At 36.3% G+C, this 22,030-nt stretch carries 25 protein-coding genes; 11 read left to right on the plus strand and 14 right to left on the minus strand.

What is annotated here, in order from left to right:
* Positions 1–42: 42 nt before the first annotated feature.
* Positions 43–333 (plus strand): putative quinol monooxygenase, encoded by a 291-nt coding sequence (locus AC57AW_RS09995; RefSeq protein ID WP_184552443.1) that lies wholly within the window; start codon positions 43–45, stop codon positions 331–333.
* A gap of 132 nt (positions 334–465) precedes the next feature.
* Here AC57AW_RS09995 and AC57AW_RS10000 read toward each other — a convergent pair whose 3' ends face one another.
* Together AC57AW_RS10000 and AC57AW_RS10005 are read right to left on the minus strand one after the other, a co-directional pair.
* Positions 466–1,758: a T9SS type A sorting domain-containing protein gene (locus AC57AW_RS10000; RefSeq protein ID WP_496351744.1), complete on the minus strand. Its 1,293-nt coding sequence runs from the start codon at positions 1,756–1,758 to the stop codon at positions 466–468.
* Positions 1,759–1,952: 194 nt separating this feature from the next.
* Positions 1,953–2,759, minus strand: a complete 807-nt coding sequence (locus tag AC57AW_RS10005; protein WP_496351745.1) for a choice-of-anchor J domain-containing protein — start codon at positions 2,757–2,759, stop codon at positions 1,953–1,955.
* 95 nt (positions 2,760–2,854) lie between these two features.
* Here AC57AW_RS10005 and AC57AW_RS10010 point away from each other — a divergent pair, with 95 nt between their 5' ends.
* The 9 genes from AC57AW_RS10010 to AC57AW_RS10050 all read left to right on the plus strand — a co-directional run bounded on the left by AC57AW_RS10010 (position 2,855) and on the right by AC57AW_RS10050 (position 12,419).
* Positions 2,855–4,960, plus strand: a complete 2,106-nt coding sequence (locus AC57AW_RS10010; RefSeq protein WP_496351746.1) for a TonB-dependent receptor plug domain-containing protein — start codon at positions 2,855–2,857, stop codon at positions 4,958–4,960.
* Between the two features lie 16 nt (positions 4,961–4,976).
* Positions 4,977–6,092: an HmuY family protein gene (locus tag AC57AW_RS10015; protein ID WP_496351747.1), complete on the plus strand. Its 1,116-nt coding sequence runs from the start codon at positions 4,977–4,979 to the stop codon at positions 6,090–6,092.
* Positions 6,093–6,114: 22 nt separating this feature from the next.
* Positions 6,115–6,993: a heme/hemin ABC transporter substrate-binding protein gene (locus tag AC57AW_RS10020; RefSeq protein WP_496351748.1), complete on the plus strand. Its 879-nt coding sequence runs from the start codon at positions 6,115–6,117 to the stop codon at positions 6,991–6,993.
* Positions 6,977–8,017, plus strand: a complete 1,041-nt coding sequence (locus tag AC57AW_RS10025; RefSeq protein WP_318848108.1) for a FecCD family ABC transporter permease — start codon at positions 6,977–6,979, stop codon at positions 8,015–8,017. Before AC57AW_RS10020 ends, AC57AW_RS10025 begins: the two co-directional genes overlap by 17 nt.
* Positions 8,017–8,790, plus strand: a complete 774-nt coding sequence (locus tag AC57AW_RS10030; RefSeq protein WP_496351749.1) for a heme ABC transporter ATP-binding protein — start codon at positions 8,017–8,019, stop codon at positions 8,788–8,790. The genes AC57AW_RS10025 and AC57AW_RS10030 overlap by 1 nt, the downstream gene beginning before the upstream one ends.
* 2 nt (positions 8,791–8,792) lie before the next feature.
* Positions 8,793–9,443, plus strand: a complete 651-nt coding sequence (locus tag AC57AW_RS10035; RefSeq protein ID WP_496351750.1) for a class I SAM-dependent methyltransferase — start codon at positions 8,793–8,795, stop codon at positions 9,441–9,443.
* A gap of 4 nt (positions 9,444–9,447) precedes the next feature.
* On the plus strand, positions 9,448–10,476 hold the full coding sequence (locus tag AC57AW_RS10040; RefSeq protein WP_496351751.1) for a hemin-degrading factor: 1,029 nt from the start codon (positions 9,448–9,450) through the stop codon (positions 10,474–10,476).
* A gap of 180 nt (positions 10,477–10,656) precedes the next feature.
* A complete protein-coding gene (locus tag AC57AW_RS10045; RefSeq protein ID WP_496351752.1) occupies positions 10,657–11,529 on the plus strand; it encodes a ChaN family lipoprotein in 873 nt (290 codons plus the stop codon).
* 254 nt (positions 11,530–11,783) lie between these two features.
* Positions 11,784–12,419, plus strand: coding sequence for a peptide deformylase (locus AC57AW_RS10050; protein WP_318848103.1), 636 nt, complete (start codon positions 11,784–11,786; stop codon positions 12,417–12,419).
* Positions 12,420–12,501: 82 nt separating this feature from the next.
* Here the strand turns inward: AC57AW_RS10050 and AC57AW_RS10055 are convergent, their stop codons facing one another.
* The 4 genes from AC57AW_RS10055 to AC57AW_RS10070 all read right to left on the minus strand — a co-directional run bounded on the left by AC57AW_RS10055 (position 12,502) and on the right by AC57AW_RS10070 (position 14,611).
* Positions 12,502–12,936: a hypothetical protein gene (locus AC57AW_RS10055; protein WP_318848102.1), complete on the minus strand. Its 435-nt coding sequence runs from the start codon at positions 12,934–12,936 to the stop codon at positions 12,502–12,504.
* Positions 12,937–13,086: 150 nt separating this feature from the next.
* Positions 13,087–13,512, minus strand: a complete 426-nt coding sequence (locus AC57AW_RS10060) for an organic hydroperoxide resistance protein (RefSeq protein ID WP_318848101.1) — start codon at positions 13,510–13,512, stop codon at positions 13,087–13,089.
* The gene (locus AC57AW_RS10065) at positions 13,513–13,947 is read right to left on the minus strand and encodes a MarR family winged helix-turn-helix transcriptional regulator (protein WP_318848100.1); all 435 of its coding nucleotides are present in this window, start codon (positions 13,945–13,947) and stop codon (positions 13,513–13,515) included.
* A 31-nt stretch (positions 13,948–13,978) separates the two neighbouring features.
* Entirely contained in the window at positions 13,979–14,611 is a 633-nt protein-coding gene (locus tag AC57AW_RS10070) for an NAD(P)H-dependent oxidoreductase (RefSeq protein WP_318848099.1), read from the minus strand.
* Between the two features lie 260 nt (positions 14,612–14,871).
* Here AC57AW_RS10070 and AC57AW_RS10075 point away from each other — a divergent pair, with 260 nt between their 5' ends.
* The gene (locus AC57AW_RS10075; RefSeq protein ID WP_496351754.1) at positions 14,872–15,624 is read left to right on the plus strand and encodes an SDR family oxidoreductase; all 753 of its coding nucleotides are present in this window, start codon (positions 14,872–14,874) and stop codon (positions 15,622–15,624) included.
* A 28-nt stretch (positions 15,625–15,652) separates the two neighbouring features.
* Here AC57AW_RS10075 and AC57AW_RS10080 read toward each other — a convergent pair whose 3' ends face one another.
* The 8 genes from AC57AW_RS10080 to AC57AW_RS10115 all read right to left on the minus strand — a co-directional run bounded on the left by AC57AW_RS10080 (position 15,653) and on the right by AC57AW_RS10115 (position 22,019).
* Complete coding sequence (locus AC57AW_RS10080; RefSeq protein ID WP_496351755.1) at positions 15,653–15,964, minus strand: hypothetical protein; 312 nt, start codon at positions 15,962–15,964, stop codon at positions 15,653–15,655.
* A gap of 69 nt (positions 15,965–16,033) precedes the next feature.
* A complete protein-coding gene (locus tag AC57AW_RS10085; RefSeq protein ID WP_318848096.1) occupies positions 16,034–16,993 on the minus strand; it encodes a protein-glutamine glutaminase in 960 nt (319 codons plus the stop codon).
* 524 nt (positions 16,994–17,517) lie between these two features.
* Positions 17,518–18,246 carry a lipoyl(octanoyl) transferase LipB gene (gene lipB / locus AC57AW_RS10090; RefSeq protein WP_496351756.1) on the minus strand — a complete coding sequence of 243 codons (729 nt, stop codon included), beginning with the start codon at positions 18,244–18,246 and terminating at the stop codon, positions 17,518–17,520.
* Positions 18,247–18,277: 31 nt separating this feature from the next.
* Complete coding sequence (gene trpA, locus AC57AW_RS10095) at positions 18,278–19,012, minus strand: tryptophan synthase subunit alpha (RefSeq protein ID WP_496351757.1); 735 nt, start codon at positions 19,010–19,012, stop codon at positions 18,278–18,280.
* 63 nt (positions 19,013–19,075) lie between these two features.
* A complete protein-coding gene (trpB, locus tag AC57AW_RS10100) occupies positions 19,076–20,254 on the minus strand; it encodes a tryptophan synthase subunit beta (protein ID WP_496351758.1) in 1,179 nt (392 codons plus the stop codon).
* Between the two features lie 4 nt (positions 20,255–20,258).
* On the minus strand, positions 20,259–20,804 hold the full coding sequence (locus AC57AW_RS10105) for a GNAT family N-acetyltransferase (RefSeq protein WP_496351759.1): 546 nt from the start codon (positions 20,802–20,804) through the stop codon (positions 20,259–20,261).
* On the minus strand, positions 20,801–21,310 hold the full coding sequence (locus tag AC57AW_RS10110) for a hypothetical protein (protein ID WP_496351760.1): 510 nt from the start codon (positions 21,308–21,310) through the stop codon (positions 20,801–20,803). The genes AC57AW_RS10105 and AC57AW_RS10110 overlap by 4 nt, the downstream gene beginning before the upstream one ends.
* A 28-nt stretch (positions 21,311–21,338) precedes the next feature.
* A complete protein-coding gene (locus AC57AW_RS10115; protein WP_496351761.1) occupies positions 21,339–22,019 on the minus strand; it encodes a phosphoribosylanthranilate isomerase in 681 nt (226 codons plus the stop codon).
* Positions 22,020–22,030 lie beyond the last annotated feature (11 nt).

Below are 22,030 nucleotides of genomic sequence, written 5' to 3' on the forward strand. Positions count from 1 at the left end.
GTTTTGAAAATATTTTATTTTTACACCATTAAATAATAGAACATGAATTTACATATCATTGCACTTTTTAAGTTTAATGAAAATTATCTGATGGATGCGGTAGAGCTGTTTCAGAACCTTGTGAAAGAAACAAGAAAAGAAGAAGGCTGTCTGCAGTATGACCTTGTTGAAGATAAAGATAATAAAGGAACTTTCTTCCTGATCGAGCTTTGGGAAAGCGTAGAGCATCACAACAGACATAATGGTCAGGACCACCTTTTGGATTTCCGTAAAGATGCTTCCAAAATCATGGAGAGCTCTGCAGAAGTTTATAAAGGATTTAAGATATATTAATATTGAAGATTTAAAGACTTAATGATTTAAGAATTTAAAGATTTTTAGATTTCCTTAAAGAATAAAAGGCGATTTCAAGAGTTTGAAACCGCCTTTTTATTAGAAAAAATAGAAAGTATTAAAATAAAAGATTTATTTCACGATAAGCTTTTTCGTCTCCGAATGACCACCGTAAGTAATTTTTACAAGGTAATTTCCTGATGTAAGTGTAGAAAGGTTCAGATCCTGCTTGTAGAATCCTGCCTGATTGCTAAGTTCAGCAGAATATACCTTTTTACCGGTAAGATCATAAACTTCTACATTACCTTTGTTGCTTGCTTTTTCTTTAACATCAAAAAGAACCGTTACTTTTTTATCAACCGTTGCTGGGTTAGGATAGATACCCAAAGATGCCTTTTTCCCAACTTCAGTAATACCTAATGTTTCAGTAATTTTTTTGTATTTGAAATACATATTTCCTGTAGTTGCTCCACCATTAGTTGTGAAGTACATTCTGTAATAATCGTTTCCTTTTTTGACATAGTATACCACATCACTTTTTACTGTCCCAATACCTTTCCACGAGTGTCCTACAGTAGTGATTGCTGATGATAAGCTCGCATTGGCAGGAATTGTATAAGCTGCTGTAGCCTGAGTTTCCGGCTGTACCATTGCCACTTTTACGTTAGGACTTTGGATGGCTCCGGAAAGAGGGTACATCTGCATACCCATATAGAATGTGTAATATTTTGTAAATACAAAATCCCATGCAGTTCTTGACGGCTCCAGACTAGGAACCTTTGCTCCGGTATCAAATGAGAAATAATTGAAATAAGAATCATCTGTTCCGTTAGCGACTGTTCTTGTTTCTGTAGCTCCCCATGAAGTGCCGTTCCATTTTGAATATTTAAAAGTATATCCAGCAAAGGCATCTTCAATAGCAAATTTGATGTAAGTTCCTGAAGGGTATTTTAAAACAAAAATAGCTTTCCCCTGGATATGGTGATTCATTGGATTGTAAACTCCCCATCCTGTTGATGGAATATTAGGGTTTGGAGATGTCACAGGTCCCTGTTCAAAAGCTCCCTGGCTCCAGTCAGTGGTCTGGTCCGGGTTATAAAGAGGGTCTCCCCATGACGCTTCATTGCTGATACTGATATTATCCCAGTCTGCTAAATTGGTTGAAGCAGTGAATACTTCAATATCCTTCGCATCATTTATTCTTGATCCAAATGCATAGTTTGAATTTCTATAAAAAGCAACATCCCAGGTATTGGCAGGCTGAGAAACCATATTACCATCAGCAAGATTTACAAAAACTCTGTTTTGATATCCGCTTCCCATTGTCATATTTACCTGTGAGTACCCCAATGCATCAGTTTGTGCCAAAACAGTCTGCTGAACAGACATAGCCAATACTGAAGCCAATAATAGTTTTGTTTTCATAACTTATTTTTTAAATCCTTATTTAGAATGATTCAACAAAAGTATATAATTATTTTTAATGATTCTAAATAAAAACATGATTTTTGTCGTGTTTTTATATTAATTATACTTTTGTTTACATAAAATAAGAGCACAGAAAAGCCGGAAGGAATGATCCCACCGGCTTTAAAAGGTAAATAATAGTCTAATAAACCTTATTTTTTAATAAACTTTGACTGGATCATTTTTCCTTCAGAAGTTTCAATATTCATATAATAAACTCCTGTCTGAAGGCTGCTGATATCAAATCTTTGTCCGTTCAGTTTTCCTTCTGTTACCTTCTGGCCTGCAGCAGAGTAGATCTGGATGTTTTTAAGATCTTTTTTGGACACGAATTCCAACGCTGTCTGATTGGAGTTTAATGCAAATCTTAAATTTTCTGTCACCTTATTGCTGTCATTTACTCCCAAAGAAGCTGTCGTATTATACACTACATTATCAACCTGGATTGCAACGTGTGTGGCTGTAGGTGTGAATTTGAATACAATATATGAGCCTGTAGATGCCGGAATATTTACACTGATATTCTGAACTGTACCAATAACCGATACATTGACAGGGCTTCCGACAGGAACAAATGTTGACATATCTGCAGGATTGGATGCTACCCCAATCTGGATACTTCCCGGACCTGGAGACGGAGATACTAAAGTTGTATCAAAAGTTAATGTCTTATTTCCGGTTGGAGCTTCAATTTGTGGTGTAATCAGATATGAAGAGCCTGTTGCATTATTTCCTGCATAGGATTGAACGAACCTGTTAGAATCACCTGCTACAATCATTCTCGGAGGTACAGGAGGAAACTCTCCCGTTATTGGTGCAACAATGGCAGACCATCCAAACTGAGGGAAGGTGGTATTCCCGGCAGTGAAATTATTGAAATTTTCATTGATGTTAGATACCTGAGCATTTGCTGTTAAGGCTGTAAACATCAGAGTTCCTAAAAGTAATTTTAATTTCATGAGATTATTTTTATTTAGAATTATTCCACAAAAATATATATTTATTTTTAATGAGTCTAAATAAAGTTTTATATTTGTCGAAAATTTGTACCCTTATGAAGAAGAAAGTGCTTTCCGTTCTATCATTATCTGTAGCCTTATGGATGAATGCACAAGAAAAGGATTCTCTTAATCAAAAGAAAATTGAAGAAGTTGTTATTACAGGACAGTATATGCAGCAGTCCATTAACAAATCGATATATAAGGTTGATGTTATTGATGCAGAACAGATTAAAAATATGGCAGCAACTAATGTTGCTGAAGTTTTAAATCAAAGTCTTAACATACAGATCACTCCGGATACCCGTTCAGGAAATTCCACTGCCAATATTATGGGACTTAATGGTGATTATGTAAAAATCCTTATAGACAATATTCCGGTAGTAGGAGATACAGGATTGGGAAGTAATATTGACCTTACCAAAATTACCTTAAGCAATATCGAAAGAATTGAAATTGTAAAAGGAAGTATGGGTGTTGAATATGGAAATGGAGCTGTTGCCGGGGTAATTAACATTATTACAAAGAAAACCAGTACAAAAAAAGTAAGCGTAAGAGGTTCGGTACAGGAAGAAACGGTAAGAGATAATTACGATCTTAAGAAAAGGGGAAACGGAAAACATATTCAGAACCTGAATATAGATTATAACATCAACAATGAATGGTTTGCCAGCATCAATTTCAACCATAACCAGTTTATGGGATACGAAGGAGATAGCAAAGGTTACAAATATTTCGGACAGGACAATCAGAGAGGATATGAATGGAATCCGAAAGATCAGTATGATACCTCTGCTTTGCTAAGATATACCAAAAACAAAACAACATTCTTCTACAAACTGTCCTACCTGAATGAAAATTTTAACTTTTATAACCCGGAAGTAAGCAGAAATCCGCTTAATGACGGAGTAGGTGGAGTTTCTTATGAGAGTAGAGACAGAAAGTACAATACAGACCGCTGGGTGCACCAGTTTAATATTCAAACCAATCTGGGACATATCCGATACATGGGAGATTTCTCCTATCAGAATCAGGACAGAAAATATTACGACTACAATTACGACATTCCAAACAGAGCGATAAAGAGCCGTCAGGATGAAAAATCTTATTATAAGACCGATGTCATCTACTCAAGAGGGATGTTCAGCAATTTCCTGGACAGTAAAGTTTTTGATTTCCAGTTAGGATATGAATTAGACTATACCAATGGATATGCTGCACTGATTGCCGGAGATTTCTTCGGAGAAGCGGTAAAAAGAAAAATATTTACCTATTCCAATTTCCTTTCTGCAGAATGGAATGTTTCAGACAAATTTTCATTGAGACCGGGAGTAAGACTTTCCCTTAGTGAGAACTTTAATAATCAATACAACTATTCCTTATCAGCAAGATATAAAACTTCTGAGAATTCAAACCTTAGAGCGATCGTAGGATCTGCAAACCGTTTCCCTAAATATGATGAACTGTACACGTATTTTGTAAACCTTAACCATGATGTACAGGGAAATCCTGATTTAAATCCTGAAAAGGGATTCTCTGCAGGACTTTTCTGGAATCAGAATTTCTCAGTGGATAATGGCTGGAAAATCGCTTACGGAGTAGATGCGTTATATCTGGATGTACGTGACAGGATTGAAATGGTAGTCGTAAAACAACCTTCTACCTACAAATACATGAACCTTAATACCTATAGAAATCTATTATTATCAGCCAATGTAGATTTTAGAAAAGATCAGTTTGCCCTGTCTTTAAGAGGATCTGTAAACGGAACATCCGTATCCATGAATGACTTAACATCCTCTTCTCCTACAGACTTCCAGTATTTGGTACAAGCAGGAACTTCCGCAACTTACAAACTGAAAAATACCGATACCAATTTTGCCCTTTACTACAAATTTACAGGTCCGGACAGAATTTATGTGTCTGATGGAGCAAGTGGTTTCCGTCTTGGAAAAGTAGACAGCTTTCATACGATGGATTTTATCGTAAGCCAGCCTTTCTGGAATAAGCATTTTGAAATTTCTGCGGGAGTGAAAAATATATTTGATGTGACGAGATTAAACTCTACTGCAGTTGCCGGTTCTGCCCACACAGCAGCGAGTGGTTCTGTTAATTTATACTATGGCAGAAGCTATTTTGCCAGATTAATGTTTCAATTTTAAATAATAAGTTACTGTTATGAAATATTTAAAAATATTTTCTATTCTTTCCATCATGGTGGCTACACAGTCTTGCCTCTCTGCAGATGAAGATCCGGTTTCGGTTCCTCCTATGACTGGATCAGAAGTCAATGTTAAAGTTGGTGGTCCTACAGAACCTAATCAGGTTTGGATTGATCTGAGTGATTACACCAATCCGGCTGTCAACAGCAGAACAGATTGGGATCTTGGTTTTTATACAGGAGATGAATATCGTGTGATTATGAACGGATCTCTTGCTATGACGGTTATTAAAGTCCCTGATGCTACAGATATCAGTAAAGTAAAAGATGTTGATGTTGAAAGTTTGAAAGAAATTGCTCAGGTGGGAACATTTGATGCTGCCAATATGAAATATATCGACAATCCTAATGGTAATTTTCTGACTCAAACTTCGGGAATTGATGCCATCAAAGAAAATGATGTTGAGAATCCTGTTTATCTGATCAATCTGGGAAGAGAAATACCTTCTGCAGCCAATATCGGGGCAGGTTCCGTTTCATTGTCCGGTGATCCGAGAGGATGGAAAAAAATTCAGATCCTGAGAGCTCAGAATGGATACAAGATCCGCTATGCCGATTTAAATGCAACAGGAACAGCCATCAAAGAATATATCATTACAAAAGATACTGAATACAACTTTTCGTTCTTTAACCTGAAAACAGGTACACCAGTGAAAATTCAGCCTAAGAAAAAAAGCTGGGATTTAGCATTTACAACGTTTACCAATGAGGTGTTCATGGGACCTACAACCAGTGCGGGAAGCTACTTCTATGCAGATTTTGTAACGACCAATACCTTGAATGGAGTAGGCGCTTATCAGGTAAGTGTTACAGGAAGTTTGGACCAGGCTTATACAGCATTCAAACTGAAAGATGTTGAGCCGGCTAAATTTGTTTTTAATGATCATAGAGCCATTGGTGATAAGTGGAGAACAACAACGGGGACGGCAGCGAATCCTGTTCCTTTTGTCTACTCAGACCGTTTCTTTGTGTTGAAAGATGCTGAAGGTTTCTACTTTAAACTGAGATTTAACAAAATGAAAGACGAAAACGGAAACCGTGGGTACACCAATTTTGAATTTGAACCTTTATAAAATAATCAAATAATAGTATATCATGAAAAAATTCATCCTTGCAGCTTCTGTACTTGTAGCAGTGTATTCTTGCAAAAAGGCAGAAGCATCAGCAAAAGAAAATACAACTGAAGCTACTTCTGAAGCACCGAAAACCAACAATAAAATAGTAACATTAAGCGGAGGAATTACTGAAATTGTAGCTGCTCTGGGCCACGAAAAAGAAATCGTAGGAACAGATGTTACAAGTACTTATCCTGCATCTTTAAAAGCTACAGCTAAAGATTTAGGTCACATGAGATCAATGACCATTGAGCCTATTATGGCCGTTTCTCCGACATTAATTTTAGCCTCCGATAAAGATATTAACCCGGAATTAATGGGGAAAATCAAATCTTCCGGAATTAAAACGGAAGTATTCAAGCAGGAATATACAGTAGAAGGAACTAAAAAGTTAATTGAATCTGTAGCAAAAGCTATCGGAAATACCGATTACCAGAAATTAAATGACAAGATTGATGCTGATCTTAAACAAGTACAGCCCATTGCTAAAAAACCAAAAGTATTGTTCATCTACGCCAGAGGAAATATGCTGATGGTGAGTGGTAAAAATACACCAATGGCTGCATTAATCACTCTTGCAGGTGGAGAAAATGCCGTAACTGATTTTGAAGACTTCAAGCCATTGACTCCTGAAGCCGTTGTAAAAGCTAATCCTGATGTACTGTTCTTCTTTGAAACAGGTTTACAGGGAGCAGGAGGAAATGAAGGTGCTCTTAAAATGCCGGGAGTTTCCCAAACCAATGCCGGAAAGAATAAGAAGATCATTGCAATGGACGGAGGTTTAGTGTCAGGTTTTGGACCAAGAGTAGGAGAAGCAGCAGTAGGATTAAACAAACTTTTAATTGAAAACACAAAGTAAACTATACTTTTATCTTATTATAAGTACAGTACTGCTAGTCATTATAGCAGTACTGTCACTTAATACAGGAGTTTATGATTTCGGAGAGAATTCTCCGTTCAGGGCACTGTGGCAATTTATAAAAGGAGATCCGTCTTTGTCCTTAAGTGATAAATATGTGATTTGGGACGTAAGAGCAGCCAGAATTGTTATGGCAATTTTAGTAGGAGGAATGCTTTCCGTCTCAGGAACAAGCCTTCAGGGACTTTTTAAAAATCCGTTGGCAACAGGTGATTTGATTGGCCTTACATCCGGAGCAACCCTGTTGGCGGCAATTGCGATTGTTTTAGGAGGACATTTCAAAGAATATCTTCCTGAGGTTGTACAATTTTCATTGGTAGGAATCGCTGCTTTTGTAGGATCATTCTTATCTATGATGCTGGTATACAGGATTTCAACAAGCGGAGGAAAAACAAATGTAGTGATGATGCTGCTTACCGGAGTTGCAATAACGGCAATAGGCTTTTCAATTACCGGATTCCTGATCTATATTTCAAAAGATGAACAGCTTAGAGATCTAACCTTTTGGAATCTGGGAAGTCTGGCAGCCGCTACATGGACAAAGAATATTATTCTGGCCATTGTAATGACGATAGCTTACATGATTTTATTACCAAAAGGAAAAGCTTTGAATGCCATGATGTTGGGAGAAAAAGATGCTCAGCACCTGGGAATTAATGTAGAAAAACTGAAAAAACAGATCATCATCACTGTTGCATTAATGGTGGGAACCTGTGTAGCATTTTCAGGGACAATTGGTTTTGTAGGTCTTATTGTACCTTATATTTTAAGACTTTTATTCAAATCCAATAATACCTTTATTCTGCCTTTATCAGCCATGTGTGGAAGTATTTTGCTGCTGACGGCAGATACATTCAGCAGAAGTATTGTAGCACCGTCTGAACTTCCGATCGGAATTCTGACTGCACTGATGGGAGGACCTATCTTTATTGCTATTTTGGTTAAATTTAAAAAATCACTGTAATGATCAAGGCACACCAGATTAATTATAAACATAAAGAATTCCGTATTCTGGATGGAATAGATGTCTCTCTGGAATATGGTGAATTTTTAGCCATTGTAGGTCCGAACGGAGCAGGAAAATCAAGCCTTCTGAGTGTTTTGGCAGATGAAGTGAAATCCGGAAAACAAAAAGTATTATTTAAAGATAAACTTATTTATGAGTGGAACGTGAAAGAGCTTTCCAGACATAAAGCAAAATTTTCGCAGCACAACAGTAATGATATCCCGCTTGAGGTAAAAGACGTAGTCATGATGGGTAGATATCCTTATTTTGATGCTCAGCCCGGTAAAGAAGATTTGGAAGCCATGAATAATATGATGTATGAAACCGATATTTTTCATCTGAAAGACAGAGATTACAATACCCTGTCTGGCGGAGAAAAACAACGGGTACATCTGTCAAGAGTAATGGCTCAATTACAGAACGAAATTACTCATAAGTTGGTTTTTCTGGACGAACCTTTGAACAATTTGGATATAAAACATCAGTATAAGGCGTTGGAAATTATCAAAAACTTTACGAAAAAAGCCAACAGTGCCATTGTTGTTTTACATGATCTGAACCTCGCAGCACAATTTGCAGACAAGATTTTATTGATGAAATCAGGAAAGGTTTCCGCTTTTGGAACTCCACAGGAAGTTTTTACAGCAGAAAATATCAGCACAGCCTATAATTTTCCCTGTACCATCTGCGGACACCCTATTACTAATAACCCAATGATCATTTTTGGATAACCATGGAAAAAGAAGAACTCAAAATCCTTGCACAAAATCTTGCCAATCCTCAGGGAGAAAAAGGCATCGAGATTGGCGAAATGATGAATGCCACTAACATCAGCATGACGTTAGAAAGTGTCAGAACACTTGTGATAGAAGACGATCAGCAGATCCTTGAAATAGGACACGGTAATGCCGGGCACCTCAAGAATATAATGAGTCTTGCCAAAAATCTCAAATATACCGGGATTGATATTTCTGAAACTATGCACAATGAAGCCCGGAAACTCAATAAAGAATTTGAAAACCAGGCAGAATTTGTTTTGTATGAAGGGAAGAAACTTCCTTTTCAGGATTGGAGTTTCGATAAAATATTTACAGTCAATACTGTCTATTTCTGGGAAAATCCGGTAGAATTTTTAAACGAGATCTACAGGGTTTTAAAAGATGACGGAACATTCGTTCTTACATTCGGACAAAGAGATTTCATGGAGAAACTACCGTTTACAGAGTATGATTTCACACTCTACAATAACAATGAAATGGAAGAACTGATCTCCAAAAGTCATTTTAAAAGAATGAAAACTTCCGAAAAAGAAGAACAGATAAAAAGCAAAACAGGAGAAGAAACAATACAAAGAATTTATACAATTTTAACCATTAAAAAATAAAATAATGAGCACGTTAGTTAATGATTTAAAGGAAAAATGGGAAGCTCTGAAGGCAGAAAATCCACATATAAGAATAAGAAATGCCGCTGCACAGCTAGGTGTAAGTGAAGCAGAATTATTATTGACCAGTGTAGGAGAAGAGGTAACTGTTTTAAACGCAGATTTCCCTGGAATTCTTACAGAAGCTGAGCAATTGGGGAAAGTAATGGCTCTTACCCGTAATGATGAATGTGTTCACGAAAGAAAAGGAATCTATCAGAACAGTGATTTCAGCAGTCCGCACGCACAGCTTTTTGTTGGAGAAGATATTGACCTTAGAATTTTCCTTAACCACTGGAAGTTTGCTTTTGCAGTAGTGGAAGGAGATAAGAAGAGTCTTCAGTTTTTCGGAAAAGATGGTCTGGCATTGCACAAAATCTATCTGACAAAAAACAGCAACGAAGAAGCTTTCGATGCTTTGGTTGAAAAATTCAAAGCTGAAGATCAAAATCAGGCTTTTGTATTTGAAGCAGTAGCTCCAAAACAGGCTGAGAAAGCTGATTCAGATATTGATGTGGAAGGCTTCAAAAAGGCATGGACAGAATTGAAAGATACTCATGATTTCTTCATGATGACAAGAAAATATGGGGTAAGCAGAACGCAGGCATTAAGATTGGCACCGGAAGGATTTGCTAAGAAAATCGACAATGCTAAGGTGGTGAATATCCTTGAAGATGCCTCTGAAAAGAATACACCAATCATGGTTTTTGTTGGAAACAGAGGAATTATCCAGATCCATACAGGAAACGTAAAGAAAACGCTTTGGCACCAGCAGTGGTTCAACGTAATGGACCCGGACTTCAACTTACATTTGGATGTAACGAAAATTGCAGAAGCATGGATCGTTAAAAAACCAACTGAAGACGGAGAAGTAACGGCTATCGAAGTATTCAACAAAGAAGGAGACTTTATCGTTCAGTTCTTTGGAAAAAGGAAACCTGGAATTCCTGAACTTCAGGAGTGGAAGGACCTTGTAGCAACATTAGAAAAGTAATAATTAGATGATTTGAATGAGACCGTTTTGTTTGTAAAATTCAAAGCGGTCTTTTTTATTTCAGATTTTGGCAAAGAATAATCAAAGGACTTAAAAGACAGATTTGCAGTTGTGTGAATTTGCTCCTATAGTGCAATAACTGCCAAAATATTTGTGTAATTTGTGGTTAAATATAAAAAAATGAAAAATATTTTCATAGCAATACTGCTTGCGGGTTTCTGTTCTTTGAAGGCGCAGGAATTTAAAGCTTTCCAGTTTTATGATAAAAAAGGAAAAGAAGTAAAGACGGAAAAACTGGTGAAAGAACTGGCAGATTATGATGTGGTCTTTTTTGGTGAAAATCATAACAGTTCTGTCAACCATTGGCTTCAGCTTAAAATTACGGAAGCTTTGTTTGCAAAAAAGAACGGACAGCTTATTTTAGGTGCTGAAATGTTTGAAAGAGACAACCAGGCTCAGCTGAACCAATATCTGAACGGGAAATTTGATGCTAAAACATTCAAAGACTCTGCGCGTTTATGGAACAACTATGCAACGGATTACAAACCTTTGGTAGATTTTGCTAAAAATAAAAAACTGAATTTTATTGCCACCAATATTCCAAGGAAATATGCCTCTCAAACTGCTAAAGAAGGGCTTGAATCCCTGAATAAATTAAGCGAAAAAGAGAAAACATATATTGCTCAGCTGCCTATAAAAGTTACTTTAGACACTCCGGGATATCTGGAAATGAAGGCAATGATGGGCGATCATGCAGAAGGAACAAAAGTGATGAATTTTATTTCAGCCCAGGCAACGAAAGATGCTACCATGGCAGAATCTATTCTGAAAAACTTCCAGTCCGGAAAAACATTTATCCATTATAACGGAAACTATCACAGCAAAGAATTCGGCGGAATCTATTGGTATATCAAACAGAAAAATCCTAACCTGAAAATGGCGGTAATCTCTGTTTTTGAATCAGAAGATCCTGAATTGAAAGTTCCTGCTAAAGACTATATCCCAACAGATTTCAATCTGATTATTCCTGCGGATATGACCAAGACTTTTTAATTTCTTACAAAAGTGTCATGCTGACGAAGGAAAAATCTTATTGATAATCAGACATACGAGATTCTTTAATACATTACATTCCTTTCAGAATGACAAAAATAAAAACTACTTAAACTTCAGATTTTCAATAGAAACGGGCTTTAGCCCGTTTTATTTTTTATATCAGCTCTCCATTGGCTTTAGCACAAACATAAATATAATTATCTCCTAATTTTTACTAGACAATATCTACCTTTGTATCACATTCAAAAAACATGAAGAAATTACCCATTCTGCTGATCTTTTTTATAGGACTGTTGAACGCCCAGAAACTCACTTCCAATGAGATTTCAATAATTAATCAGGGAGATATCAACACCGCATTACCGATCTATCAGACAACAGATGCCAGCCAGCATAAAACATTGCTGAGTATTTCTTCAGAAGCAGATCCTCTTGATCCCAATACGGCTCTTTTGGTAAAAAGAATGAAAGAATCTCTTCTTTCTACAGATGGTGGAGTAGGAATTGCAGCACCACAGGTGGGAATCAACAGAAAAATTATCTGGGTACAGCGTTTTGACAAAGAAGGAACACCGCTGGAATATTTTATCAATCCGGTCATTGTATGGCGTTCCGATCTGCAGAATCTTGGTCCTGAAGGAGATCTTTCTATTCCGGATTTCAGAGATCAGTTTTACAGAAGTAAAGTCATTCAGTTAGAATATGTGGATTTGAAAGGGCAGAAATATTCAGAACTCGTAGAAGGATTTACAGCCGTTATTTTCCAGCATGAAATTGACCATCTTTTCGGAATTCTGATTTCCGATAAAAAAGAAAACGATAAAAATGATTCTTATAAAAAAGTAGATGCTTATCAGAAAAGTGATGTAATGAAAGATAGGAGATAATGATGAGTTATTAATTATTAATTATTAATGATTAATGATTAATGATTAGAAGTTGTTATAAGGCTAAGTAAACTTCTGTTTTCTATCTATATTTCAAAATAAAATCTTCTCCATCTTCATAATCTGCGGGATCAACGTGTGAAATCACTCCAATATCAGATTGTAAAATACTTTTGAGCTGGTCGAAATACATTTTTTCAGTTTCCTTGGTTCCATTTAAGGTCAGGCTCATAATAAGTTTGTCGTCATCAGTAATATCTGCACCTACCATGATTTTGTTGGGATTATCATGATATTTATTCCAATAAAAAGTCTGAGTGATAGAAGGTGTTTCAATGAAATAACCAATCATTTCATCTTCTGTTTTGAAAATGTAATTTTTGTCATGTCTTGGATAGGTATAATCCAGATTTAATTTTTTGTAGCCCGGAAGAAATGTATTTAATACTAAATTGATTGTCTTCCTTGACTTTTGCCCCGCGTACACCTGACAAACAATATCTATAATGATGTCCATTAAACAAAATTACTTTATTTCTAAGAGAATCAATAGTAAAGTTGGACTTTTAAAATATCCTTAATCATCTTTGACTTAAAGATAAAATAAAAAGGAGCTGTTTCCATGGAAACAGCTCCTTTCGTTATAACTATGCTTAAAAAAATTGGATTAATCGTTGTTGGTTACTGATAGTTTCACCTCCATATTATTTCTGGTTGCATTAGAATAAGGACAGATTTGGTGTGCCTTTTCAGTCAATTCCTGTGCTTCTTCAATAGAAACTCCGGGGATGTTGACATCAAGTTCTGCCGCCAATCCGAAACCACCATTCTCAAGTTGGCCAATACTTATCTGTGCAGTAACCGTTGTTTCTCCGGTTTTTACTTTAGAAAGACTGATTACTCTGTTCAGAGCACTGTCGAAACACGCAGAATATCCGGCTGCAAAAAGCATTTCAGGGTTGGCAAAATCTTCATTGGCTCCTCCTAATGCTTTAGGCATTCTTACCTCAAGATCCAAAACTCCGTTTTCACTTTTCACATGTCCGTTTCTGCCTCCTTGAGCAGTTACCTGAGTTGTATATAATGTTTTCATTTATTTTTCTATTTTGTTTAATATTTTTAGTACTGTGTCTTTAAGATGCAGCAGTTCTTCCGGCTGTATACCCAGTCTTTCCTGAATTTTTCCCGGAATTTCACATGCTTTTTGCTGAAGCTGTTTTCCAGCTTCGTCTAAAAATACTTCAACTACTCTTTCGTCTTCTTTTTTTCTTTTTCTGATGATAAATCCTTTGCTTTCCAATCTTTTTAGAAGAGGTGTCAAAGTACCGCTGTCGAGAAACAGTTTTTCCCCTATGTGGGTTACTGTAAGTCCGTCACCTTCCCATAATACCATCATAACAAGGTACTGCGGATATGTCATGTCCAGCTCATCGAGGAAAGGACGGTAAAGTCCTGTGATCTCTTTGGCAATAACATACAATGGGAAGCAAATCTGGTTTTCTAGTTTGGGTGTTTTCGGATTTTCCATAAGTTTGAGTACGAAAGATTCGATGAAGGTATTACTTTTTTATGATAAATTCATCCATTGGAATTCTGACTTTTTTCATAGAAGACAGCCAGTCATTGCCTTCGTCACGGTATCCAAGATATAAAAGGCTTACACTTTTTAATCCTAATTCTTTTAATCCCAATACTTCATCTACTACAGCATTGCTGAATCCTTCTGCCGGAGTACTGTCGATTTTAAGCTCTGCAGCCTGTGCAAGCGCAATTCCTAAGGCAATATAGGTTTGACGGGCCGTGTGTGCAAAATGCTCTTCAGGAGTCTGTGCTCCATACATTTCTTTAATTTTATCGGTATAACTTCCGAAACGTCCTCTTGGAAGGTCTCTTACATCCGTATGATAATCGTAAACTTTGTCAATTTTTTCATTAGAATAGCTGTCCCATGCTGCAAAGACCAAAACGTGAGAAGAATCTCTCATTACTTCAGGGTTTAAAGCGCCTGCTACCATTTTTTCTTTCAGTTCCTGATTTTCTACCACAATGATTCGGAATGGTTGTAATCCGGATGAAGTAGGAGCCAGTCTTGCTGATTCTAAAATAGTAGTAAGATCTTCCTGTGAAATTTTTTTGTTCGGGTCATAAGCTTTTACAGCATGTCTCCAGTTTAGATTTTCTATTAATGACATTTTTTATTGTTTTTAAATTAAACTACTTGGCGGTTATTGTACTTTCTGTTTTTTGAATTGAAGTAAAACAACACTGCAAATATACAAGCAATTTAATTGTTTACAATTTAATTTTGAAAGATTTTATTGATGACGATTATTGATGAATTTAAATAAGCAGGAAAATAAGTGATTTGCTTTTAATCGATTTCCGCATGATTCGGATTTTTTAAGCCCCTCTCTATTCCAATCTTTGTAATAGAATTTTAAATTAAATAACAATGCAGAGATTTAAAAACAAAACGGCTTTAATTACCGGAGGAACGAATGGAATGGGTCTGGCTACTGCTCAGAAATTCATTGAAGAAGGAGGAACAGTCATTATCACAGGAAGAAGTGAAGCTACTGTGAATGTTGCCTTGGAAAAACTTGGAGAAAAGGCTTTTGGAATAGTATCCAATGCCGGAAATATAAAAGACCTGATGAACCTCCAGCAGGAAGTCAGAAAATATACTGAACAGATAGATCTGGTCTTTGCCAATGCAGGATACGGAAGATTTGCTCCTGTAGAATATGTGGATGAAAATCAGTTTGACGAACTTTTTAATCTTCTCGTAAAAGGTCCTTTTTTTACAGTACAGCAAATATTACCATTGATGAATAGCGGAAGTTCAGTTATTTTTAATACTTCTGTGGCGACGGATATTGCGATGCATAATTTTTCTGTGTATTCTGCGGCCAAATCAGCAGTACAGTCTTTCATCAAAACATTTGCGGTAGAACTTACAGAACGCGGTATCCGTGTCAACGGAGTGAGTCCCGGACATATAAAGACTAATATTTTTAATAATACAGGCTTAACCGGAGAGCAGATTGAAAGTGCCATTGAAGATATTATTCCTACCATTCCTTTTAAAAGACAGGGAGAACCGTCAGAAATAGCCAATGTAGTTCTGTTTCTTGCTTCAGAAGAAGCATCTTACATCCATGGAGCTGAATTAAAAGTAGATGCCGGGATTTCTGTGATCAGATAACGGCAGACTATTTCACAGCAATTAAAGGTTATTTGACCTCTTTAATTTCCTTAATGATATTGGTTCTATTTTCAATACCAATATTATACGTTTTATTTTTCTTAAAGCTTTGGGTTGCCTTTTCTATAAGAGTTTTGTACTCCGGTGATTTTTTTGAAATATAAAAAACCTGAGCACTGATTCCAATGGCAACACGTACCACTTCATTCGGTTTATCAGGATCTTCGGTGATATTTGAAATAGTGGCATTATTATACCAGGTTAAGTTCTGTGAACTGGAATTACCGGAACAGGATGTAATCATAATAAAAAGTAATAGTAAATACGACCAGGCTTTCATAGCAAAAAGTATTAAGTAAAAAGCTCCTGCAATGTATCAAAATAAATGCAGGAGCTCTATATAAATTAGTTAAAATCCACAGCTTCCTACGCTAGGTGCAGGAGAAGGAGAGCATCCTGAAAGGGATGAGAAGATATTCAATACACAATTGGTATTCACATAGTTGTTATCATACAGTAAAGATCCTGCCGGACTTCTGTAGTATACATTTCCTGCTGTATTGGCAAAAGAAGATACAGAAGCAGATCCACAGCTTGTATTGGTACATGCAGCTCTCCATGCCGCATCAGTTACAGGTCCGCTGGAGAATAATGATGGATCAATGATTCTTTTTTCAACAATTCCGGAAGCATTTTTAAAGCTTACCAATATTGCTACGTGATATACCCATGATACGCAGCACGTTCCTGTAGAAGCTCTCAGGTTACCATACACGAATTGTTTTTCACAGTCGTATCCTGCATTCAATAGTATCTGTCTCATTTTATGAGCTCTTGCATAGCATCCGTCAACAGGATATCTGAATGTGATGCATGGTGAAGAAGCTGTAGAAGTTCCGCAAGCCTGATTTTTTATCTGGGCAAACAGACTGTTTAAAGTGGCAAGGTTAGGAATAACACTTACTGCTTTTCTGCTCTCTTCTTTTACTTCTTTAGTAAGGATTGATTTGAAATAACGGATATCTTCAGCGGTAGCTTTGTCTACTTTTGCGATTTCGCTGGTATTGGCTTTAAGGAAAACCTGAACAGGAGTTTCGTTTTCAACAGCCTGTCTGATCATGGAAATATAGCCTGCATTTTCTTTAGTGTCCTTGATGTAGTAGGGCTGGGCACTAACCATAAAGGAGATTTTAAATTTCCCATCTTCTTTATCAATCCCTACCGGGACAGTTTTGCCGAAATCTTTCATTGCAATTTCGTTTGACTCTTTAGCAACAAGATTAGGATCCTGGTTGGCACCTGAATCTGAGCAGGAATTAAATGACAGTACCGTCACGAATACCATCATGGATAACAGAAATTTTTTCATAGTTTTTATATTTTGGTGGTTAATTTTAGTGAACATTTTAATTATAATAGTTCACTATTTTGTGATATTAAAAGTAATAAAATTTAAAATATGAGCAATAGTTTTTTCAAATAAAATAAATTATTCTTTCATTTTATTGATTTTATGATATTGAAAATGATTAAAAACTAATGATTATAGTAGTGGATTTAAAGAAAATAAGATTTTTTTAAATTGTGATTTTTTGGTTTTCATGGATTGGATTCCTACGGAATGGACAAACTGTGGGTAAAACTTCGATTCCAATTGTGTCATTCCGTAGGAATCTGGCCAATTTCACATATCAGCGCTATTTTCCGATATCTATAAGTTTTTTAAATACTGCTCAAGTTTAAAAAGACACTTAAGTTTTTGAAAACCTCTGATTTCCAAATTATAAATAAAACGGTTTAGATTCCGTAGGATTTAAATGTTCTGATAGTATTTAAACTAAAAACCCAGTTTCAACTATTGAAACTGGGTTTATTATATTTTAAGTCAATTGACTATTTGTAAATGAGTTCTGCCTGGAAAACGTCTGCAAAATGTTTTCTGATCTTTGCTTTTAATTCTTCCACCTCTTCCGGGGTCAGCTCTCTTTCAAGTTCTCTTTTCAGAGAAGTCACCTGCTTATCTTTGATCCCACATGGAATGATGTATTCAAAATAACGCATATCCGTATTTACATTCAATGCAAAACCATGAAGAGTAACCCATCTGGAAGCTTTCACTCCCATAGCACACATTTTTCTGGCATAAGGCTTTCCAACATCCAGCCATACTCCTGTTTCTCCCGGAGAACGTTCTCCTTTAATGCCATATTCTGCAATGGTTCTGATGATCACTTCTTCCAGATTTCTCATATACAAATGAATGTCTGTAAAAAAGTTCTCAAGATCCAGAATAGGATAACCTACAACCTGTCCGAAACCATGATAAGTAATATCTCCGCCACGGTTTACCTTTACGAAAGTAGCATCAATCTCTTTCAGTTTATCAATGCCGGCAAGCATATTTTCTTCATGTCCGCTTTTTCCCAAAGTATATACATGAGGATGCTCTACAAAAAGAAGATGATTGGGAGTAGTACTATGCTGTTCTGCAGGAAGATCTCTGTTTTTTATCTTGGTATCAATGATGTTTTTCATCAGCTGCTCCTGATAATCCCAGGCTGGCTGATATTCTTTGACCCCTAAATCTTCAAATTCTACTGATTTATTTTGATTTGTATTCATTTCAATTTTTGATATACAAATTTAGTGAATTTTACTCTTTGATGGAATGGATAAAATCTATGGCACTTTTCTTCCAGTCTTTATCCTGAAGCAAAATATTCACAAAGGCTGTTCCTATGATACCGCCATCCGCTTTTTCTGTTACATTTTCAAAATCCTCTTTCGATTTAATTCCAAATCCAATCATCACAGGATTTTTGAGTGGAAGGGAAGCTACCCTGGAAAGGTAGTACTCATTTTTTAAGACAGCATTTTCATTTCCGGTTGTGGAGGAAGAGCTTACTGCATATAGAAAACCTGAACTTAAAGAATCCAGATACATCATTCTTTCATCAGACGTTTCCGGAGTGACCAGAAAGGTAAAATTAAGATTGTACTGCTTTAAGATAGACTGATAGTTTTTCTCAAACTCAATAGGAGGAAGGTCTGGAAGAATCAATCCTGAAACACCGCTTTCTGAACATGCAGCACAGAATCTCTCAAACCCAAAACTCAATACCGGATTGATATAGCCCATCAGGATAATCGGAATTCTGATTTCGTCTTTGATAGCTTTTAACTGAGATAACAGTATTTCAATCGTCATTCCGTTTTGCAAAGCCAGTTCATGGGCCTTTTGAATCACCGGACCGTCAGCCACGGGATCAGAATAGGGCATTCCGATCTCAATCATATCTGCTCCCGAATCCTGAATCAGTTTTATAATATCAGCGGTATCTTCCAATTGAGGAATTCCTGCTGTGAAGTATATATTTAGTTTTTTCATTTTTTATTGTATTAAAGAAAGTATAATGTAATGAATGTTAGGCGGAGAAATACATCCGACATTTTACAGATTTTTCAAATACGTTTCCATATCCTTATCACCACGGCCGCTCAGACAAATGACAACAATATCATTTTCATTAAATTTCTTCTTGTCCAGAACAGCCAGTGCATGGGAACTTTCCAATGCCGGAATAATTCCTTCCAGTTTGGTCAGCTCGAAAGCACATTTTAAAGCTTCATCATCATTAATACTAAAGAATTCTGCTCTTTTTTCTTTAAACAAATGAGCATGAAAAGGCCCGATTCCCGGATAATCCAGTCCTGCAGAGATAGAGTGGGGCTCTATAACCTGTCCGTCTTCCGTCTGCATCACAAGACTTTTACTTCCGTGAAGTACTCCTAAAGTTCCTAAAAATGTAGTAGCCGCAGATTTCCCTGAATCTACTCCCAGTCCTCCTGCTTCTGCAGCGATAATTTTCACTTCTTTTTCTTCTACAAAATGATAAAAAGTTCCTGCTGCATTGCTTCCACCACCTACACAGGCAATCACATAGTCTGGGTTTTCTCTTCCGATTTTTTCCTTCAGCTGTTCTTTAATCTCTTTTGAAATGATGCTCTGAAATCTCGCCACAAGATCCGGGAAAGGGTGAGGACCTACCACACTTCCAATCACATAATGAGTGGTCTGAGGATTATTGATCCAGTCTCTCAATGCTTCGTTCACAGCGTCTTTAAGCGTTTTTGATCCTGATGTAGCTGGTATCACTTCTGCACCCAGCATTTTCATTCTTGCCACATTCGGGGCCTGTCTCTGGATATCTATTTCTCCCATATAAACGATGCACTCCAGACCAAGCAAAGCACAGGCTGTAGCGGTGGCAACACCATGCTGTCCGGCTCCGGTTTCAGCAATAATTCTGGTTTTTCCAAGACGTTTTGCCAATAGAACCTGTCCCAAAGCATTATTGATTTTATGAGCTCCGGTATGGTTGAGGTCTTCCCGTTTCAAGTAAATCTGAGTCTGGTATTTCTGACTTAGATTTTTAGCAAAATATAAAGGTGTGGCACGGCCTACATAATTTTTCAGCAAATCCTGATATTCAGCCTGAAAATCTTCAGATTCTATAATTTCAAGATAGTTTTTTTGTAATTCTTCTACATTAGGATAAAGCATTTCGGGGATAAAAGCACCTCCAAACTCTCCATAATATCCGTTTTCATCGGGGTTTTTATAATTCATTTTTTTATTCTTTAGTAATTAAATAAGCATTATTCTGTGCGCTCAGCTGATTGAGCAGCTTTTTTGTTTCCTGTGAGGCATTAAAAATCAAAATATCATCATCTTCAGAGTTAATCCATTCCGACCCGATACTTTCTTTGATCATTTTGGCTTTGTCATGAAGAATTTCAATTGAGCACTTTTCGTAAAAAGGGCGAAGGTCCAAATGGCAAAATCCAATAGTTTCCCTGTTTCTCAGGATCGCATTTTCTTTGAAATTTCGAATCAAAGCAGCTCCATAACCCTTCTTTTGATGAGCAGAAACAAGACCTACAGCTTCCGCAAAGGCATAATCTGTACCAGCTATTTTTAAAGTAAAATCAAAATTCACACGTATCAATGCCAGTATATTTTCATCGGTATCCAGCATAAAATGAAATTCTGAATCTTTGAAAAAAGTTCGGAAATAGACAGACTTCATGCTGTTCCACGCCGAGATATCCCAAAGCTGTAAGATATGTTCTATTTCGTTTTCCGTTAGATCTTTCGTTTCTTTTACTTGATATTTCATGAGTTTAAGCTATTAATAAATGTAAGATGATAATCGTGTTGTTGTTTGGTAATCAGTTTTTTATAATGTAATAATTCAATTTTATGCATTAAATCAATTAAAGTGGCTTTATCTATTTTAGATTGATACATAGTAATCGCAATTTCCAGATTGTCAATCAGATAATAAGAATCAGAGTCTTCATACAGCAGAAATATTTTAGCATAAATCAATCCTAAGTCATATTTTATAACTGATCTTACATGGTTTTCCAGAAACTTATCCGAAATAATAACAAGATAATAGCTATTCCACAAACTGATTCTTTCAAAAAAATACTGGATATCGGTTTCCTGAAAATCTTTAATGATTTCAATGAACTCAGACAATAATCCACCAACTTCCCAATGTTCTATATTGCTGTCATTCTCAGCAACAAAATGATACAGGGACTGGATTTTTTCATTTCCAAATTTAGGAGGAAATAAGGCTTTATAAAATGTCTTTTTTAGCAAATGTATGTTCATCGTTGTGTTTTTTTAGGGGTTATATCTTTTATTGATATAGGTTTTTAAACTTTTTTATGCGGTCAATATCTTTATTTCCAGGCTCGATTTCAAATTTTGAATTGATATCTAAAGCAAAAGGCTGCTGTTGTAAAGCTTCGATATTCCCAATGTTTTCTTCTGAAATACCACCACTTAAAAAGTAGGGCAGTGGAATCTTAAGATCATTCAATAAAGTCCAGTCAAATTGTTTTCCCGTTCCACCGAATGCTTTCCCATCTGTATCAAACAGGTAATAAGTGATAGGTGACAGGTGGCAGGTTGCGGATTGCTGACTGAAAGTTTGCAGTATTTTATTTTTGGTTTCTAAATCATTATTTCCTATTCTTATCACTTTAATGATCTTGACTTCCGGATCCAGTTTTTGTCTTAATTCTGTAATGAAACCATCACTTTCGTTGCCATGAAGCTGAACAAAATTCAATCCTGCTTTTTGAACAATCTGTAAAATGGCCTCTGCTTCTTCATTCACAAAAACACCAGTTTTTCCCTGATGATCAATAGTGGAGATCTCTTCCAGGCTCAGATGATTCAAAACATATCTCGGTGATTTTTCATAGAAGATAAAGCCAAGAAAATCTACGTTCATAGCCATCAGCTCTTGAATCTGGTGTAATTGCGTTAAACCACATACTTTGAGTTTAGGAGTGCTGGAAGGTTGCAGGTTCATTTCAGGTATCA

The sequence above is a fragment of the Chryseobacterium sp. BGA-UO-ETr-SB22 genome (genome assembly GCF_059567885.1).

Coding starts and splice junctions, on each gene's coding strand:
- AC57AW_RS10110 (WP_496351760.1), bottom strand. CDS start 21,310: ATGAACATACATTTGCTAAAAAAGACATTTTATAAAGCCTTATTTCCT.
- AC57AW_RS10015 (WP_496351747.1), top strand. CDS start 4,977: ATGAAATATTTAAAAATATTTTCTATTCTTTCCATCATGGTGGCTACA.
- trpA (WP_496351757.1), bottom strand. CDS start 19,012: ATGAAAAAACTAAATATATACTTCACAGCAGGAATTCCTCAATTGGAA.
- AC57AW_RS10075 (WP_496351754.1), top strand. CDS start 14,872: ATGCAGAGATTTAAAAACAAAACGGCTTTAATTACCGGAGGAACGAAT.
- AC57AW_RS10105 (WP_496351759.1), bottom strand. CDS start 20,804: ATGAAATATCAAGTAAAAGAAACGAAAGATCTAACGGAAAACGAAATA.
- AC57AW_RS10060 (WP_318848101.1), bottom strand. CDS start 13,512: ATGAAAACATTATATACAACTCAGGTAACTGCTCAAGGAGGCAGAAAC.
- AC57AW_RS10005 (WP_496351745.1), bottom strand. CDS start 2,759: ATGAAATTAAAATTACTTTTAGGAACTCTGATGTTTACAGCCTTAACA.
- AC57AW_RS10055 (WP_318848102.1), bottom strand. CDS start 12,936: ATGGACATCATTATAGATATTGTTTGTCAGGTGTACGCGGGGCAAAAG.
- AC57AW_RS10010 (WP_496351746.1), top strand. CDS start 2,855: ATGAAGAAGAAAGTGCTTTCCGTTCTATCATTATCTGTAGCCTTATGG.
- lipB (WP_496351756.1), bottom strand. CDS start 18,246: ATGAATACAAATCAAAATAAATCAGTAGAATTTGAAGATTTAGGGGTC.
- AC57AW_RS10030 (WP_496351749.1), top strand. CDS start 8,017: ATGATCAAGGCACACCAGATTAATTATAAACATAAAGAATTCCGTATT.
- AC57AW_RS10035 (WP_496351750.1), top strand. CDS start 8,793: ATGGAAAAAGAAGAACTCAAAATCCTTGCACAAAATCTTGCCAATCCT.
- AC57AW_RS10065 (WP_318848100.1), bottom strand. CDS start 13,947: ATGGAAAATCCGAAAACACCCAAACTAGAAAACCAGATTTGCTTCCCA.
- AC57AW_RS10085 (WP_318848096.1), bottom strand. CDS start 16,993: ATGAAAAAATTTCTGTTATCCATGATGGTATTCGTGACGGTACTGTCA.
- AC57AW_RS10040 (WP_496351751.1), top strand. CDS start 9,448: ATGAGCACGTTAGTTAATGATTTAAAGGAAAAATGGGAAGCTCTGAAG.
- AC57AW_RS10000 (WP_496351744.1), bottom strand. CDS start 1,758: ATGAAAACAAAACTATTATTGGCTTCAGTATTGGCTATGTCTGTTCAG.
- AC57AW_RS10050 (WP_318848103.1), top strand. CDS start 11,784: ATGAAGAAATTACCCATTCTGCTGATCTTTTTTATAGGACTGTTGAAC.
- trpB (WP_496351758.1), bottom strand. CDS start 20,254: ATGAATTATAAAAACCCCGATGAAAACGGATATTATGGAGAGTTTGGA.
- AC57AW_RS10045 (WP_496351752.1), top strand. CDS start 10,657: ATGAAAAATATTTTCATAGCAATACTGCTTGCGGGTTTCTGTTCTTTG.
- AC57AW_RS10080 (WP_496351755.1), bottom strand. CDS start 15,964: ATGAAAGCCTGGTCGTATTTACTATTACTTTTTATTATGATTACATCC.
- AC57AW_RS10070 (WP_318848099.1), bottom strand. CDS start 14,611: ATGTCATTAATAGAAAATCTAAACTGGAGACATGCTGTAAAAGCTTAT.
- AC57AW_RS10020 (WP_496351748.1), top strand. CDS start 6,115: ATGAAAAAATTCATCCTTGCAGCTTCTGTACTTGTAGCAGTGTATTCT.
- AC57AW_RS09995 (WP_184552443.1), top strand. CDS start 43: ATGAATTTACATATCATTGCACTTTTTAAGTTTAATGAAAATTATCTG.
- AC57AW_RS10115 (WP_496351761.1), bottom strand. CDS start 22,019: ATGAACCTGCAACCTTCCAGCACTCCTAAACTCAAAGTATGTGGTTTA.